This is a genomic window from Geodermatophilus sp. SYSU D00691, assembly GCF_054050275.1.
In genome coordinates this window covers 31,402-47,094 of the sequence record NZ_JBJGYZ010000021.1, presented here as the reverse complement: position 1 = coordinate 47,094, position 15,693 = coordinate 31,402, and the positions used below count along the sequence as shown (strand labels likewise).

15 protein-coding genes are annotated in these 15,693 nt (G+C 75.9%); 8 read left to right on the top strand and 7 right to left on the bottom strand.

All coding sequences use genetic code 11. The features are described from left to right. Positions 1-15: 15 nt before the first annotated feature. Entirely contained in the window at positions 16-849 is an 834-nt protein-coding gene (locus tag ACI797_RS16110; RefSeq protein ID WP_456859730.1) for an alpha/beta fold hydrolase, read from the bottom strand. A gap of 113 nt (positions 850-962) precedes the next feature. On the opposite strand from ACI797_RS16110, the gene idi reads away from it, so the two are divergent. The 4 genes from idi to ACI797_RS16090 all read left to right on the top strand — a co-directional run bounded on the left by idi (position 963) and on the right by ACI797_RS16090 (position 3,573). Continuing rightward, positions 963-1,493, top strand: coding sequence for an isopentenyl-diphosphate Delta-isomerase (idi, locus tag ACI797_RS16105; RefSeq protein WP_456859729.1), 531 nt, complete (start codon positions 963-965; stop codon positions 1,491-1,493). A 95-nt stretch (positions 1,494-1,588) separates the two neighbouring features. Then, entirely contained in the window at positions 1,589-2,440 is an 852-nt protein-coding gene (locus ACI797_RS16100) for a polysaccharide deacetylase family protein (RefSeq protein WP_456859728.1), read from the top strand. Positions 2,441-2,513: 73 nt separating this feature from the next. Further along, positions 2,514-3,293, top strand: coding sequence for an SDR family NAD(P)-dependent oxidoreductase (locus ACI797_RS16095; protein WP_456859727.1), 780 nt, complete (start codon positions 2,514-2,516; stop codon positions 3,291-3,293). Between the two features lie 10 nt (positions 3,294-3,303). After that, the gene (locus ACI797_RS16090; RefSeq protein ID WP_456540110.1) at positions 3,304-3,573 is read left to right on the top strand and encodes a hypothetical protein; all 270 of its coding nucleotides are present in this window, start codon (positions 3,304-3,306) and stop codon (positions 3,571-3,573) included. Position 3,574: 1 nt separating this feature from the next. Here ACI797_RS16090 and ACI797_RS16085 read toward each other — a convergent pair whose 3' ends face one another. Together ACI797_RS16085 and ACI797_RS16080 are read right to left on the bottom strand one after the other, a co-directional pair. Beyond that, positions 3,575-5,929 (bottom strand): SpoIIE family protein phosphatase, encoded by a 2,355-nt coding sequence (locus ACI797_RS16085; protein ID WP_456859726.1) that lies wholly within the window; start codon positions 5,927-5,929, stop codon positions 3,575-3,577. Further along, positions 5,926-6,522, bottom strand: a complete 597-nt coding sequence (locus tag ACI797_RS16080) for a biliverdin-producing heme oxygenase (RefSeq protein WP_456859724.1) — start codon at positions 6,520-6,522, stop codon at positions 5,926-5,928. Before ACI797_RS16080 ends, ACI797_RS16085 begins: the two co-directional genes overlap by 4 nt. A 110-nt stretch (positions 6,523-6,632) precedes the next feature. On the opposite strand from ACI797_RS16080, the gene ACI797_RS16075 reads away from it, so the two are divergent. Genes ACI797_RS16075 through ACI797_RS16065 form a run of 3 tightly spaced genes read left to right on the top strand, consistent with a single transcriptional unit; the run spans position 6,633 to position 9,989 of the window. After that, positions 6,633-7,556, top strand: coding sequence for a proline dehydrogenase family protein (locus ACI797_RS16075; protein ID WP_456859722.1), 924 nt, complete (start codon positions 6,633-6,635; stop codon positions 7,554-7,556). 7 nt (positions 7,557-7,563) lie between these two features. After that, the gene (pruA, locus tag ACI797_RS16070) at positions 7,564-9,189 is read left to right on the top strand and encodes an L-glutamate gamma-semialdehyde dehydrogenase (RefSeq protein WP_456859721.1); all 1,626 of its coding nucleotides are present in this window, start codon (positions 7,564-7,566) and stop codon (positions 9,187-9,189) included. Continuing rightward, on the top strand, positions 9,186-9,989 hold the full coding sequence (locus ACI797_RS16065; protein ID WP_456859719.1) for a PIG-L deacetylase family protein: 804 nt from the start codon (positions 9,186-9,188) through the stop codon (positions 9,987-9,989). Before pruA ends, ACI797_RS16065 begins: the two co-directional genes overlap by 4 nt. Here ACI797_RS16065 and ACI797_RS16060 read toward each other — a convergent pair. Next, a complete protein-coding gene (locus tag ACI797_RS16060) occupies positions 9,986-10,507 on the bottom strand; it encodes a DUF488 domain-containing protein (RefSeq protein WP_456859718.1) in 522 nt (173 codons plus the stop codon). The genes ACI797_RS16065 and ACI797_RS16060 overlap by 4 nt on opposite strands. 22 nt (positions 10,508-10,529) lie before the next feature. Between ACI797_RS16060 and ACI797_RS16055 the strand changes: the two genes are divergently transcribed. Continuing rightward, positions 10,530-11,678, top strand: a complete 1,149-nt coding sequence (locus tag ACI797_RS16055; RefSeq protein WP_456859716.1) for an MFS transporter — start codon at positions 10,530-10,532, stop codon at positions 11,676-11,678. A 76-nt stretch (positions 11,679-11,754) separates the two neighbouring features. Here the strand turns inward: ACI797_RS16055 and ACI797_RS16050 are convergent, their stop codons facing one another. From ACI797_RS16050 to ACI797_RS16040, 3 genes are read right to left on the bottom strand one after another with little or no spacing between them, the layout of a single operon-like run. After that, positions 11,755-12,096 carry a hypothetical protein gene (locus tag ACI797_RS16050; protein ID WP_456859715.1) on the bottom strand — a complete coding sequence of 114 codons (342 nt, stop codon included), beginning with the start codon at positions 12,094-12,096 and terminating at the stop codon, positions 11,755-11,757. Positions 12,097-12,113: 17 nt separating this feature from the next. Beyond that, positions 12,114-13,172: a substrate-binding domain-containing protein gene (locus ACI797_RS16045; RefSeq protein WP_456859713.1), complete on the bottom strand. Its 1,059-nt coding sequence runs from the start codon at positions 13,170-13,172 to the stop codon at positions 12,114-12,116. After that, entirely contained in the window at positions 13,163-15,565 is a 2,403-nt protein-coding gene (locus ACI797_RS16040) for a beta-glucosidase (protein WP_456859712.1), read from the bottom strand. The genes ACI797_RS16045 and ACI797_RS16040 overlap by 10 nt, the downstream gene beginning before the upstream one ends. Positions 15,566-15,693 lie beyond the last annotated feature (128 nt).

Below are 15,693 nucleotides of genomic sequence, written 5' to 3'. Positions count from 1 at the left end.
GGCGGCCGTACCCGGCTACGGCGCCGTCTTCACGTGGGCGGTGATCAGCTCCGCGGTCCGGTCGGGGGCGAGCTCCGGGATCCAGTGCGGGAGGTCGTCGAGCACCACCAGCTGGTACGGGGCGTCGACGTGCTTCGCCGTCGCCTCGGTCGCGGTGCGGCCGAGGAAGGTGTCGCCCGTGCTCCAGACGTGCAGCGTCGGGACGCGCACGGTGCCGACCCGGTCCCTGCCGCTCCACGGCACCGCCCGGTACCAGTTGAGCGCCGCGGACAGGCAGTCGGGCTCGCGCATCCGGCGGACGTAGTGCTCGGCCCGGTGCGGGGGCAGGTCGCCGAGGTGCAGGATCCGGCGCAGCACGGCACCCCTGCCCGCGAGCAGCACCGCCTCGGGCAGCAGGGGCAGCTGGAAGAGGCCCATGTAGACCGAGCGCAGCGCCTGGTCGCTCTTCAGCAGGGCCTCCTGCATCGCCGCCGGGTGCGGAGTGGAGAGGGCGGTGAGCGTGCGGACGCGGTCGGCGTGCCAGTCCGCGAGGGCCCAGGCCACGGCGCCGCCCCAGTCGTGCCCCACCACGTGCGCGTCCTCGAGCTCGGCGGCGTCCAGCAGCGCCAGGACGTCGTCCGCCGCCTCCCGCACGCGGTACTGCGGGCGCCCCACCGGCCGGGCGCCGGGGGAGTAGCCGCGCTGGTCGACGGCGAGCGTGCGCAGCCCGGCCGAGTGCAGCGCCGGCGCCAGCAGGTCGAAGGCGGTGCGGTCCTGCGGGAAGCCGTGCAGCAGGACGACCGCCTCGCCGTCGGGCGGGCCGCCGTCGGTGACGTCGAAGACCATGTCGCCGCGCCGGAAGCTGTCCACCCCGTCCACTCTGCCGCCCGCTCCCCGACCCCGCCGGGTGGCCGGGCACGCCGCGAGGGGGAGAGGTGATCACGGCGCGGCGACCGCGGGCGGCACCTGGGACGATGGGCGGCGTGACCGAGTTGATCGTCCTCGTGGACGAGGCGGGGACGGCGATCGGCACGATGCCCAAGCCGCTGGTGCACCACGGCGAGACGCCGCTGCACCGCGCCTTCTCCGCCTACCTGTTCGACGACGCCGGCCGGCTGCTGGTCACCCGCCGCGCGGAGGACAAGCAGACCTTCCCGGGCATGTGGACCAACACCGTCTGCGGCCACCCCGGCCCGGACGAGGACGACGAGGCCGCCATCGCCCGCCGTGCCGGCTTCGAGCTCGGCCTCGAGGTCGCCGCGATCCGGCCGGCGCTGCCCGGCTACCGGTACCGCGCCGAGTTCCGGGGCGTCGTGGAGAACGAGGTGTGCCCGGTGTACCTCGGCCGGTACAGCGGCACCCCCGCGCCCGACCCGACCGAGGTCGCCGACTGGGAGCTGCTCGACTGGGCGGCCTTCCGGCAGCGGCAGGAGGTCGAGGGCGACGCGTGGTCGCCCTGGTGCCGCGAGCAGGCGCGGCTCATCGAGGAGGCCGGGCTCGTCCCGATCCGGTGACCCTGCGTGGGCCCGCCCTGACGGTACGAACCGGTCCGGCGCGTCCCCCGCGACCTCCCCGGCCGTCGTCCCACCCGTCACTACCGTCCCGCGCCATGGACCGCCGGAGGTTCTTGCTCTTCCTCGCCGCCGGGCTCGCCGGAGCCGCGGTGGCCAACGGTGCCGACCAGCTCGGCGCCCCGCCCGAGGCGGCCGCCGCCGACCCGCCCGCGCCCCCGCCGGCCGCCGCGCCGTCCGCCGAGCCGACGCCGGCGGCCCCGACCGGGCCGGTCGCGGTCGACCCGCCGACCGGTGTCGTCTGGGCCCTGCCGGGCGAGGGCAACGCGCTGGCGCTCACCATCGACGACGGCACGAACGCCGAGGTCGTCGCCGCGTACACGAAGCTGGCGGAGGACACCGGCATCCGGCTGACCTTCTTCCCGAACGGCTGCTACCGGTCGTGGGAGGACAGCGCGCGGGCGCTGCGGCCGATGATCGAGTCGGGCCAGGTGGCCATCGGCAACCACACCTGGTCGCACCCCGACCTCACCACCCTCGGCGACGCCGAGGTCGCCGAGGAGATCGGCCGCAACCGCGAGTTCATGCGCCGCACCCTCGGGGTCGCCGACAGCCCCTTCTTCCGGCCGCCGTTCGGCGCCCACGACGAGCGGATCGACCGCATCTCCGCCGACCAGGGCCACCCGACGATCGCCATGTGGGAGGGCACCCTGGGCGACCACACGGTGCTCTCCGGCCCGGAGCTGGTCGCCCACGCCCGCGAGTGGTTCACCGCCCAGAAGATCGTCATCGGGCACGCCAACCACCCGGCGGTGACGACGGTCTACGGCGAGCTGCTCGACCTCATCCGGGAGCGCGACCTGCGCACGGTGACGCTGGCCGACGTGTGGGCCACGCGGGAGCAGCGGCTCAGCGGCGCCTCCGGGACGGCGAGCGCCCCCACCCGCTGAGCTCGACCTGCGACCCGGGCGGTTCTCCGCGAGAGTGATCACGGCAGCACGGATCACGGGAACGGAGCACCGCATGGATGTCACCGGGTCGCTCAAGGGGCGCGTCGCGCTGGTCACGGGTGGGGCGAGCGGGCTGGGCCGCGCGACGTGCGTCGCGCTCGCCGAGGCCGGCGCGCACGTGGTCGTCGCCGACATCGACGCCGCGGGCAGCGAGGAGACCCGGTCGCTGGTGGCCGACGGCGGCGGCTCGGCGGAGGTCGTCGCGCTCGACGTCACCGACGACGCCAGCCGGCGCGACGTCGTCCAGGCGCTGTTCGACCGGCACGGCGACGCCTTCGACGTCCTGGTCAACGTCGCCGGCATCGACCGGCCGGGCTACGTCACCGACATCGACCTCGAGGACTTCCGCCGGGTGCAGGGGGTCAACTTCGAGGGGCCGGTCTTCCTGACCAGCGAGTTCGTGAAGCGGGTGCAGCACCTGCCGGAGGGCCGCACCGCCGACGTCGTGCACATCGTGTCGCTGTCGGCGATCACCTCGGGCAGCGGCGCCATCGCCTACAACGGCTCCAAGGCCGGGTTCCTCAACGCCACCCGCTGCATCCAGCGCGAGCTGCGCGAGAAGGCGGTCCGCCTGCCCGACGGCAGCGAGCGGCCGTTCCCCTGCCGTGTGCAGAGCGTCATCCCCGCGGCGATGGACACCCCGATGATGGAGCAGTGGGGCATCCCGTCCCACCTGATGATGCCGCCCTCGGCCGTGGCCGAGGCGGTGCGCACCCTCCTGCTGCTGCACCCGTCGGCGTTCGTGCCGGAGATGCAGATCGTCCCCCGGCTCGAACCGAACTTCCCCCGCTGAGGAGCAGCCCGTGGACAGAGAGGAACTCCCGGACAGCGCCCTGCCGGACAGCGGCATGGCCTCCGGCTCCGACGCCGGCGAGCCGGGGGAGCACCTCGGCCCGTCCGACCTGCGCCCGGACGAGCAGCGGCTGCTCCAGGCGCTCGAGCGCGACGTCGACGGCGTCCCGCAGGACGACCTGGCGGCCGAGGCGGCGGAGGACGAGGCGCCGCTGCCCGACGTGGGCGGCGCCCAGGACGACGGGCTGAGCCCGCGGTTCTCCAACCCGGAGACCGACTAGGTCAGCCTCGCAGCCGGACGGCGACCAGCGCGACGTCGTCCTCGGCGCGCTCCTCGGGCAGCAGCCGGGCCAGCAGCGCGTCGCTGAGCTGCTCGACGGGGCGCCCCCGCAGGTCGACGAGGGCCTCGCGCAGCTGCGCGATGCCGTCGTCGAAGACCTGGTCGCGGCGCTCGACCAGGCCGTCGGTGTAGAGCAGCACGGTCGCGCCCGGGGCCAGCACGTGCTCGCGGTCGGTGCGGGTCGCGGTGGGGTCGACGCCGAGCATCAGCCCCGTGCCGGTGAGCACCTCCTGCGCGCCGTCGGGCCCGACGACCACCGGCGGCAGGTGGCCGGCGCTGGACCAGCGCAGCCGGGTGCGGCCGTCGTCCTCGGCGGCGCACATCCGGCCGACCAGGACGGTCGCCATGGCGCCCAGTTGCAGGCCCTCGATCGCGGCGTCGAGCCGGTCGAGCACCTCCGCCGGCCCGGCGGCGCTGTCGTAGGCGATGCCGCGCAGCAGGCCGCGCAGCTGCGCCATGGTGGCCGCCGCCTGGGTGTCGTGGCCGGCGACGTCGCCGATGACCAGCACCGTCGACCCGTCGGGCTGGGAGAAGACGTCGTACCAGTCGCCGCCCACCTGCGCCTCGCGCGCGGCCGGCACGTAGCGCACCGCCACCTCGAGGTGGTCGGGCTGCGGCGGGTCGGTGAGCAGGCTGCGCTGCAGGCTCTCCGCGGCGCGCACGATGCTGCGCGAGCGGGCGTAGAGCGCCTCGAGCAGGTGGGTGCGCAGCTCGGTGGCCTCGGCGACCTCGTGGCCGGTCCACGGCTCGGAGCGGCCGCGCACCGTCTCCCGCCACCGGTCGAAGGACTTGCGCGGCGAGAGCCGGACCTCGTCGCCCTCCTGCCGGGCGATCGCCTTGTTGCGCGGGTCGCCGCCCCAGTCGACGTGCCGCACGTGCTCGCCGCGGAACCAGACGATGTACTGCCCCTCGGGCAGCGGGACGGCGAGCACGCCGCAGGCGGTGTCCAGCGGCGCCGCCAGCTCCGGCGCCAGCCGCGGCAGCGCGTCGGTGCTGACCACGTCGGCGCCGCGGGTGGTCGCCCAGTCGGCGACCACCTCGGCCAGGCCCTCGGGCAGCGGCGCGCCCCGGGCGCCGGAGTGGCCCTGCAGCCGGACGGCGACGCTGTCGGCGGGCAGCAGGTCGAGCAGGTCCGGGTCGCCGAGCAGGGTGTCGGCCAGCGGGCGGTCCTCGTCGAGGGTGGCCGCGGTGAGCCAGGCCAGCGTCGAGCGGACCCGCAGCGCCCGCTGCGTCTCCTCCTCCAGCGCCCGGTCGACCAGCCGCAGCGACAGCGTCGAGCCGAGGAACTCCGCCGCGGCCCGGGTCGCGTACGGCGGGGCGTGCGGGCCCTCGTAGTGGTGGCAGGCGATGAGGCCCCACAGCTTGTCGTCGCGCAGCAGCGAGATCGACATCGAGGCGCGCACGCCCATGTTCGCGAGGTACTCGAGGTGGATGGGGGAGACGCTGCGCAGCGTCGAGTACGTCAGGTCCAGCGGCCGGCCGTGGCCGGGGTGGTCGGGCGGGGTCAGCGGCGACGGCACGTAGCTGACGTCGGAGATCAGCCGGATCCAGTTCTTCTCGTACAGCGCCCGAGCCTGCGCCGGGATGTCGCTGGCCGGGTAGTGCAGCCCGAGGAAGGAGTTGAGGTGCTCGGCCTTGGCCTCGGCGACGACCTCGCCGTTGTAGTCGGCGTCGTAGCGGTAGACCATCACCCGGTCGAAGCCGGTGAGGGTGCGCACCGCCTGGGCGGTGATGTCGTAGAGCTCCTGCAGCGAGCTCGCCCGGTTCAGCTCGCCGACCGTGCCCCGCACCGCCTGGTAGGTGTTCGGGAAGGAGAACGGCCGCGGCCCGCGGGCCGGCTCGAGCTCGACGACCAGGCTGGACACGGCCTCGGCGCCGGCCCCGCTCACCGGCGGGCCCGGCTGACCCGGCAGGGGCGGGTCGCCCGGCCGGATCACCGCGCGGTGCAGGATCGCGTCGACCGGCACCGGGCTGCCGTCGACGTCGAGGGTCAGCTCGACCGGGTTGCGCTCGCGCAGGTCGCCGAAGGCGCTGGCCGAGCGCGCAACCAGGTCGGCGCAGGCCACGCCGAGGACGTCGGCGAGCGGTCGGCCCAGCGCGTCGGCCGGGGCGACCCCGGTCAGCGACGCGAGGTTCTGCGACACCTGCTGGACGACGAGGTGCGGCTCGCTGACGGCCAGCAGGACGCCGCGGGGCTGGATGCTGCCCGGGACGTGGATCGGCTCGCGCTCGCAGTTGGTCAGGTCCACCGGCGTGCCGGGGGCGAGGAACTCGACCTCCGGCACCTGCCCGGTCACGCCGCCACCGGCGCGCACCACTCGGCGAGGGCGCGGAACGTCGCCGACGCCGCGCCGACCACGCGGTCGGCGTCCTCGGTGCGGCGGCGCGTGAAGCTGCGGAAGGCGTGCCACATGGCGCCGGTGTCCTCGCCGTAGGGGGAGAAGGCGCCCACCCGGACCCCGAGCCCGGGCAGCGCGGCCAGGTGGCGGTCGATGAACGTGCCGCCGAGAGTCGAGCCCTCGAGCACGTACATCCGGCCCAGCGCCTCGTCGGTGCTGCCGACCCCCGGCAGCTCGGGCAGCTCGGCGGAGGCGGCGGCCCCCAGGGCGGCGAGGTCGGCGGCGAACAGCGCCGACCGCCGGCGGCGGCCCCAGTCGAGGGCCGCGGCGTCGTCGGGTGCGTGCTCGGCCCACCGGTCGAGCCCGGCCTCGGCCGCCCGCCAGAAGGCGTGCATCCGAGTGAGGACGTCGGCCAGCCGCTCGCGGTCGAGCTCCGGGCTCATCAGGTCGAGCGCGCTCTCGACCTGCTCGTGCTCGCGCGCGGTCGCCGTCCGCAGGGTCCGCAGGACGTCGGCGCCGTCGCGAGGCGGTGCCTCTCGTCCTGCAGCCATTGGACCAAGTTTAGGTGAGCAACGATCTCCTCGCTCTCGCTCTGGCAGGTGATCCCCGCGATGCCTAGCGTCGGGGGTGGACGTCGTCCCCGCGGAGGTGGCCGGTGCTGATGCAGAGAGCGTTGCTGGCGGCCTCGCGCCGCCCGGCGCTGCGCCGCCTGGTGCTGCGGACCCCGGCCACCCGGCGGGTCGTCGACCGGTTCGTGGCCGGGGAGACGCTGGAGGACGCGCTGGCCGCCGTCCGGGCGCTGGCCGCCGACGGGATCACGGTCACCCTCGACCACCTGGGCGAGGACGTCACCGACCGGGCCGAGGCCAAGCGCTCCCGCGACGCCTACCTGGCCGCGCTCGACGCGCTGGCCCCCCTGCGGCTGGGCCCGGCCGCCGAGGTGTCGGTCAAGCTGTCGGCGTTCGGCCAGGCGCTGCCGGGCGGGGAGGACCTGTCGCTGGAGCTGGTGCGCCCGGTCGTCGAGGCCGCGACGGCGATGGGCACCACGGTCACCCTCGACATGGAGCACTCGAGCACCGTCGACGCCACCCTCGCCGCCCTGGGCGAGCTGCGCCGCGACCACCCGTGGACCGGCGCGGTCCTGCAGGCGATGCTGCGCCGCACCGAGGACGACGCCCGCGCCCTGGCCGACGCCGGTTCGCGGGTGCGGCTGGTCAAGGGCGCCTACCGGGAGGCGCCGGAGGTCGCGTTCCAGACGCGGCGGGAGGTCGACGCCGCCTACGCCCGCAGCCTCGGCGTCCTGATGCGCGGTGCGGGCTACCCGATGGTCGGCTCGCACGACCCCCGGCTGGTCGAGCTGGCGCAGCGGCTGGCCGCCGCGTACGGGCGCCGGCCCGATTCGTGGGAGGTGCAGATGCTCTACGGCATCCGCCCCGACGAGCAGCACCGGCTGGCCGCCGCCGGCGTCCGGGTGCGCGCCTACGTGCCGTACGGCGTCGACTGGTACGGCTACTTCATGCGGCGGCTGGCCGAGCGCCCCGCCAACCTGCGCTTCTTCCTCCGGTCCCTCGCGACGAAAGGCTGAGCACGCCATGGACGCCGTCACCCGCGTACCGCCGCCGCGCAACGAGCCGGTGCTCTCCTACGCCCCGGGCTCGCCCGAGCGGGCGGCGCTGGAGCTGCGGCTCGCCGAGCTGGCAGACGCGCCGTTCGACCTGACCATGACCGTCGGCGGGCAGGAGCGGATGCCCGGCGGGCCCGAGTTCGAGGTGGTCCAGCCGCACCGGCACGGCGCCGTCCTGGGCCGGTCGGCGCACGCCACGCACGCCGACGCGGAGGCCGCCGTGCGCGCGGCCGAGGACGCCGCCCCGGCGTGGCGCGACCTCTCGTTCGACGACCGGGCCGCGGTCTTCCTCAAGGCCGCCGACCTGCTGGCCGGGCCGTGGCGGCAGACGCTCAACGCCGCGACGATGCTCGGCCAGAGCAAGACCGCCTACCAGGCCGAGATCGACAGCGCCTGCGAGCTCATAGACTTCTGGCGCTGGAACGTGCACTTCGCGCGGGAGGTGCTCGAGGAGCAGCCGGTCTCGTCGGCCGGGGTCTGGAACCGCGTCGACCACCGCCCGCTGGAGGGGTTCGTCTACGCGATCACCCCGTTCAACTTCACCGCGATCGCCGGCAACCTGCCGACGGCGCCGGCGCTGATGGGCAACACCGTCGTCTGGAAGCCCTCGCCCACCCAGCAGCTCGCGGCGCACTTCACGATGCGGCTGCTCGAGGCGGCCGGGCTGCCGCCCGGCGTGGTCAACCTGCTGCCCGGCGACGGGATCGCCGTCTCCGACGTCGTCCTCGCCGACCCCGACCTGGCCGGGATCCACTTCACCGGGTCCACCGCCGTCTTCCAGCACCTGTGGCGGACCGTGGGGGAGAACATCGCCGGCTACCGCACCTACCCGCGGGTGGTGGGGGAGACCGGCGGCAAGGACTTCGTCGTCGCCCACCCGTCGGCCGACGTCGACGTGCTGCGCACCGCGCTGATCCGCGGCGCCTTCGAGTACCAGGGGCAGAAGTGCTCGGCGGCCTCGCGGGCCTACGTGCCGCGCAGCGTCTGGGCGCGGCTGCGCGACGACCTGGTCGCCGAGACCGAGGCGCTGCCCATGGGCGACGTCACCGACCTCTCGAACTTCATGGGCGCGGTGATCGACCGGCGCGCCTTCGACAAGCTGGCGCGGGTGCTCGACGCGGCCAAGAACGACCCGGCGCTGACCGTCGCCGCCGGCGGCACGGTCGACGACAGCGAGGGGTTCTTCGTGCGGCCGACGATCGTCGAGGGCACCGACCCCGGGCACCAGGTGTTCACCACCGAGTACTTCGGGCCGGTGCTGGCGGTGCACGTCTACGACGACGCCGACTACGACACGGTGCTCGCGCAGATGGAGTCGGTGGCCCCGTACGCGCTCACCGGTTCGGTCATCGCCCAGGACCGTGCGGCGATCGCGCACGCGCAGCGGTTCCTGCGGTTCGCGGCCGGCAACTTCTACGTCAACGACAAGCCCACCGGCGCCGTCGTCGGGCAGCAGCCCTTCGGCGGCGGCCGGGCCTCGGGCACCAACGACAAGGCCGGGGCCGCGCAGAACCTGCTGCGGTGGACGTCGACGAGGTCGATCAAGGAGACGTTCGTGCCGCCCACCGACCACCGCTACCCGCACATGGGATGAGCGGCGTGCCCGGCGGTCGCACGCTCGCCTGCGTGTTCGCCCACCCCGACGACGACGCCTACGGGGTGGGCGGCAGCGTGGCCCTGCACGCGGACGAGCCCGGGTTCCGCTTCGTGCTCGTGCACGCCACCGACGGCGGCCAGGGGCAGATCCCGCCCGGCTTCCCAGCCACCCGGGAGACCCTCGGCGCCGTCCGCCGGGAGGAGTGCGCGGCCGCCTGGCGGGCCCACGGGCGGGTGCCCGACCGGCACGAGTGGCTGGGCTTCGCGGACGGCGAGGTCGGCGACGTGCCCTTCTCCCGGCTGGTGGACTCCGTCGCCGACGTCCTCGAGGAGGAGTGCCCGGACGTCGTCGTCACCTTCGGGCCGGACGGCGTCTTCGGGCACCCCGACCACATCGCCGTCGGCGCGGCCACGGACGCCGCCTTCCTCCGCTTCGCCGGGACCGGGCGGCCCGGCTTCCGGCGGCTGGTGCACGGCGCGGTGCCGCAGTCGGTGTTCGAGCGGTGGAACCGCCAGCGGGCGGAGCTGGGGCTGTTCGTCTTCGACCCCACGCGGACCTACCACATGCGCGGCGTGCCGGACGAGCAGATCGGCATCGAGGTGGACAGCCGCGCGGTCGCCGGCCGCGTCGTCGCGGGGCTGCGCGAGCACCGCAGCCAGCTCCCCGTCATGTCGGACGACGCCGACGACACCGAGACCTGGCAGCGCCGGGTGGGCCGCGAGTGGTGGGTCCTCGCGTGGCCGCCGCGGCCGGCGGGAGCGCCGCGGCTGCGCGACCTGTTCGAGGGCCTGCCCTAAGGCCAGCGGACCAGGCCGTCGTCGCCGAGCACCGCGCCCTCCGACGGGCGGTGCTCGGCGTGCCGGCCGTCGGGCATCAGGTGGGTCACCGGCACGCCCCGGGCGAGGACGGCGACGTCGGCGACCAGCCGCCGGTGGCACCGCCACCACACGCTCTCGCTGCACATCCCCGCGACCGCGGCGGCCGACGCCTCGCCGAGCACCTCCTCCAGCGCCGCGCCGAACTCCGGCGTGCGGGTGTGGGCGGCGTACGCGGCGAACGCGGCGTCGGTCCACCAGCCGTCGGCGACCGGCTCGTCGCGGGGCAGCCGCCGGCGCCCGCCGAGCCGCTCCTCCCAGCGGTAGCCGACGCCGGCCCGCGGCAGCCACTCCGCCAGCGCCTCGCGGCGGACGTCGGGGTTGCTCCGGCTGCCCGGGAAGCGCCGCACGTCGACCACCAGCCCGACGCCGGCCGAGGTCAGCCGTCCGCCGAGACGGGTGCGGTCGTCCGGGCCGTGGCCGATGGTCAGCAGGGGCACCGCCCCTGCATACCGTGTGCCCGTGGTCGGGGGAGAGACGCGGACGTCGCTGTGGCGGTCGCCGGCGCTGCGGGCGCTGATCGCGGCGACGGCGCTGGGCTTCCTCAGCTTCTGCCTGACGCTGGCCTCGCTGCCGGCCTACGCCGTCGCGGGCGGGGCGTCGGTCACCTCCGCCGGCCTGGTCACCACGGTGTTCCTGCTGGTCACCATCGCGCTGCAGCTGGCGGTGCCGCCGCTGACCGCGCGCTTCGGTCTCGGACCGGTGCTCTGCGCCGGGCTCATCGCCCTCGGGGCGCCGTCGCCGCTGTACGCGGCGGGCGACTCGCTGGCCTGGCTGGCCGGCATCTCGGCGGTCCGCGGCGCGGGCTTCGCCGTCCTGACCGTGCTCGGGTCGACGCTGGCCGGGCTGCTGGTCCCGCCCGAGCGGCGGGGGGAGTCGATCGGGCTGTACGGCCTGGCGATCGCCGTCCCGCAGCTGATCGCCGTCCCGCTCGGGGTGGCGCTGGTGCTCGGCGGGCACGCCGGCTGGCTGGCCTGGCTGGCCGCCGCCCCGGTGCTGGCCCTGCCCCTCGTCCCGCGCCTGGTCCGCGCCGCACCGGCGCCGGCACGCGCGACCGGCTCACCCGGTGCCGCCCGCCGGGCGGTGCTCGTGCCCTCGCTGCTGCTGTTCGCGGTCACCGCCGCGGGGGGCGCGGTGGTCACCTTCCTGCCCATCGAGCGGCCGGACGCGCTGATCGCCACCGGCGCGCTGCTGCTGATGAACCTCACCGCCGCGGTCAGCCGGTGGCGGGCGGGGCTGCTCGCCGACCGGATCGGCGCGCGCGGGCTGCTGCCCCTGTCGGTGCTGCTCTCCGCGGTCGGCATCGTCGTGCTCGCGCTCGGCGTGGAAGAAGGGACGGCGACGGTGCTGGCCGGCGCCACCGTGTTCGGCCTCGGCTACGGCGCCGCGCAGAACCTGACCCTGCTGGCCGCCTTCCGGCGGGCCGGTGACGACGGCGCGACGACGGCGAGCGCGTTCTGGAACGCGGCGTTCGACGGCGGCACCGGGGTCGGGGCCCTGCTGCCCGGCGTGATCGCGGCCGGCATCGGCCTGCCGTGGACCTACGCGCTGCTCGGCGGGCTGCTGGTGGCCGGCCTGCCGCTGGCCCGCGCCGCCACCCGCGGCACCTAGCGCGGCGCCGCGGCTCGACCCGCGCGGCCGTCCCCCGAGCCGCGCCGTGACGCGGCTCAGGGGGCGGTCGTCCGGCTCAACCCGCCGCGCGGTCGGCGGCGGCGCGCAGCGAGCGGAGGAACAGCACCTCCTCGCCGGCCCGCCGCAGCCAGACGCGCAGGCCGTCGGGGTCGCCGCGGTTGGCGTCGCGCACCTGGCCCAGCTTCAGCTGCCGGGTGCTGGCCTGGGCGCGCTGCGCCGGGGGCAGCGCGCGGCCGAGGGCGCGGGCGACGGCGGTCAGCCCGGCGCCGAGGAAGACCAGCTCGCGCACCTCGGTCAGGCCGGCCAGCAGCTCGTCGGCGGCGGGCCCGTCGGCGGACAGCAGGCGGAGGTACTCGTCGGCGCGGGCGCGGCCGACCTCGGCGGGGGAGGTGCTCACGCCCCCACCGTGCCACCTCAGGCCGGGGCGGGGGCGGCCGACTGCCGGACGACCAGCTCGGTGGCCAGCTCCACGTGGTGCGAGGCGATCGGCTGGCCGTCGGCGAGCTGCAGCGCGGTCCGCAGCGCGACCGTGCCCATCTCCTGCAGCGGCTGGCGCACGGTGGTCAGCGCGGGCGAGGACAGCCGAGCGACCTCGGTGTCGTCGAAGCCCACCACGCTGAGGTCCTCGGGGATGCGCAGCCCCCGCGCCCGTGCCGCCTCCAGCACGCCCACCGCGGTCTCGTCGGCGCCGGCGAACACCGCGGTCGGCGGCTCGGGCAGGTCGAGCAGCGCGCCGCCCTGCGCCAGCCCGTCGGCGTGCCGGAAGTCGCCGAAGCGCACGTACTCCGGCGGCACGGGCGCGCCGGCGGCGTCCATCGCGGCCCGGTAGCCGTGCAGCCGGGCCTGGTTGCAGGCCGAGGTGACCGGGCCGCCGACGTAGGCGATCCGGCGGTGCCCGAGGTCGAGCAGGTGCTGGGTGGCCGACAGCCCGCCGGTGAAGTTGGTCGAGCCGACGCTGGGGACGTCGGCGTGCGGCAGGTTCACCGGGTCGATCACCACCAGCGGGAGGCGGGCCCGGGACAGCGCGGTCAGGTCCGCCGTCGTCAGCTCGTCGACGACGGCGATGACCGCCCGCCGCCCGGCCGCCGCCAGCTCGCCGGCCCATGCGGCCGGCCGGCCGGACTCCGACCGGCGCTGCCCCGGCGTGCGGATGCTGACGACCACCGCGACGCCCATCGCCCCCGCGGCGCCGAGCACGCCCTGCAGCACCTCGGTGGAGTAGGCGTTGAGGCCGTCGCCGGCGTAGACCAGCTCGACCGTAGGACGCACGGTGGGGACGGCCCGGCGCACCGAGTCGGCGGCGCGGCCGACGTAGTCGTACTCGACCAGCAGGTTCTGCACGAGCCCGCGGGTGGCCGGGGCGACGTCGCTGCGGCCGTTGAGCACCTTGGAGACCGTCGCGACCGACACCCCCGCCGCGGCCGCGACCGTGGCGAGGGTGGCCCGCCCCTCGCGGGCGGTGGTCACGGGCACGCCCGCACGGTCACCGGCGTGACCAGCCGCCGGTCGGCTCCCACCTCGCGGACCGGGCCGGCGAGCCGCACGGTGCCGCGGCAGGGCAGCGCCGCCGAGGAGGTGCCCACGAGCACCTCGACGTCGCCGGGCTCGACGATCCGGCGCAGGTCGCGGCCCGAGAAGGCGGTCCGGTCGGCGTGCACCTCGAACGCCACGTCCACCGCCTCGCCCGGGGCCAGGGAGACGCGGCGGAACCCGGTCAGCTGCTTCACCGGGCGGACCACCGAGGCGACCACGTCGGAAAGGTACAGCTGCACCACCTCGTCGCCCGGCCGGTCGCCGCTGTTGCGCAGCCGCACGGTCGCGGTGAAGGCGCCGTCGGTGGGCGCCTCCTCGGCCGACAGGCGCAGGTCGCTCACCTCGAAGGAGGTGTAGGAGGCGCCGAAGCCGAAGGGGAACAGCGGCGTGGAGTCGACGCTGCTGATGCCCGCGCTCTCCGCCCCGCCCAGCGGCGGCTGCAGGTAGGTGCCGGGCTGGCCGCCCGGGCGGTGCGGGATCTGCACGGGCAGCTTCCCGCCCGGCTGCACGCGGCCGGAGAGGACGCCGGCCACCGCGCCGCCGCCCTCCTCGCCCGGCATGAACGCCTGCACCAGACCGGCCACCCGGCCGTGCACGCCGCCCAGCGCGTACGGCCGGCCGGAGACGACGACCACGACCACCGGGGTGCCCGTGTCGAGCAGCGCGTCGAGCAGGTCGGCCTGCACGCCCGGCAGGCGGAGGTCGTCGGCGTCGCAGCCCTCGCCCGAGGTGCCGTGGCCGAACAGCCCGGCGAGGTCGCCGACCACGGCGACGCAGAGGTCTGCGCCGCGCGCGGCCTCGACCGCCGCGGCGAAGCCCGACCGGTCCTCGGCCTGCACCGGGCAGCCGGCCTCGTGGACGACCTCCACCCCCGGCAGCTCCTCGCGCAGCGCCTGCAGGACCGTCGGCACCTCGATGCCGAGGCCGGCGCCCGGGTGGCGGGGGAGGACGTGGTTGGGAAAGGCGTAGCAGCCCATCATCGTGCGGCCGTCGTCGGCGCACGGCCCCACGACGGCGACCCGGCGCAGCGGCGGGCGCCCGTCGCCGAGCAGCGGCAGCGCGGTGCCCGCGTCGAGCAGCACGATCGACCGCTCGGCCATCTCACGGGCCAGCGCGCGGTTGGCGGGGCTGTCCAGGTCGACGGCGTCGGCACCGGCGACCGACCCCTCCGGCGTCCAGCCCGGGTCCAGCAGGCCCAGCTCGACCTTCTGCAGCAGTGCCCGCCGGGCGGCGCGGTCGACGAGCTCCTCGGGCACCTCGCCCCGGCGCACCGCGTCGACCAGCCCGGCGCCGTAGCCGAGGGTGTCGGGCAGCTCGACGTCGATGCCGGCCGCGAGCGCGAGCGCACCGGCGCCCGCGGCGTCGGCGGCCACCCGGTGCATGGTCGCGAGGAAGGGCACCGACCAGTAGTCGGAGACGACGGTGCCGGTGAAGCCCCAGGCGCCGCGCAGCACGTCGGTGAGCAGCCACGGGTCGGCGCCGGCGGGGACGCCGTCGACGTCGGAGTAGGAGTTCATGACCGAGCCGACCCGTCCGAGGGTCACCGCGGCCTCGAACGGGGGCAGGACGACGTCGAGCAGCTCCCGCCGGCCCATCGACACCGGCCCGTGGTTGCGGCCGGCGCGCGAGGCCGAGTACCCGGCGAAGTGCTTGAGCGTGGCGAGCACGCCGGCGTCCTGCAGGCCCCGGACGTAGGCGGTGCCCAGCACCGACACCAGGTGCGGGTCCTCACCCATCGTCTCCTCGACCCGGCCCCACCGGTAGTCGCGGACGACGTCGAGGACGGGGGACAGGCCCTGGTGCACGCCGAGCGCGGCCATGTCGCGGCCGATCGCGGCGGCCATCCGCTCCACCAGCTCGGGGTCGAAGGTGGCGCCCCAGGCGATCGCGGCCGGGTAGACCGTCGCCCGGAAGGCGGTGAACCCGGTCAGGCACTCCTCGTGCACCAGCGCGGGGATGCCCAGGCGGGAGTTCGCCAGGACGACGTGCTGCTGGCGGACCAGCTCGGCCGCGCCCTCGGCGGCGGTCACCGGAACGCTGCCGTACACGCGGGTCAGGTGGCCGAGCCCGTGCCGGCTCGCCTCCTCCAGCGGGGTCGTGCCCGAGGCGGCGAAGACGTCCTGCATGGGGGCGACGTTGAGCACCTCGCCCTCGACCTCGGGCGCCGGCTCGTCCTGCATGTCGTTGCCGACCCACCGGCTGCCGAGCTGGGCCACCTTCTCCTCGAGCGTCAGCTGCGCGAGCAGCAGCTCGGCCCGCCGGGCAGCCGGCAGGGCCGTGTCGTGCCACGGGGCGACCGGTGCAGCGGTGTCGGGGTGGTCCGTGGCCGTCACGTGAGTCCTCCGCAAATCACAGTTCGGTAACGTTCGACTTTTCGGGCACGAATCTGCCCTTTCGACAGGCAGGGCGGAGCGCATCACGCAGGCACGGGCCGCGAAGTGTGCTCACTGTGGCCTACTGT

Bases quoted from the DNA above. Each gene is read 5' to 3' on its own strand.
- ACI797_RS16095 (WP_456859727.1), top strand. From the start codon at position 2,514: ATGGATGTCACCGGGTCGCTCAAGGGGCGCGTCGCGCTGGTCACGGGT.
- pruA (WP_456859721.1), top strand. From the start codon at position 7,564: ATGGACGCCGTCACCCGCGTACCGCCGCCGCGCAACGAGCCGGTGCTC.
- ACI797_RS16080 (WP_456859724.1), bottom strand. From the start codon at position 6,522: ATGGCTGCAGGACGAGAGGCACCGCCTCGCGACGGCGCCGACGTCCTG.
- ACI797_RS16065 (WP_456859719.1), top strand. From the start codon at position 9,186: ATGAGCGGCGTGCCCGGCGGTCGCACGCTCGCCTGCGTGTTCGCCCAC.
- ACI797_RS16100 (WP_456859728.1), top strand. From the start codon at position 1,589: ATGGACCGCCGGAGGTTCTTGCTCTTCCTCGCCGCCGGGCTCGCCGGA.
- ACI797_RS16075 (WP_456859722.1), top strand. From the start codon at position 6,633: ATGCAGAGAGCGTTGCTGGCGGCCTCGCGCCGCCCGGCGCTGCGCCGC.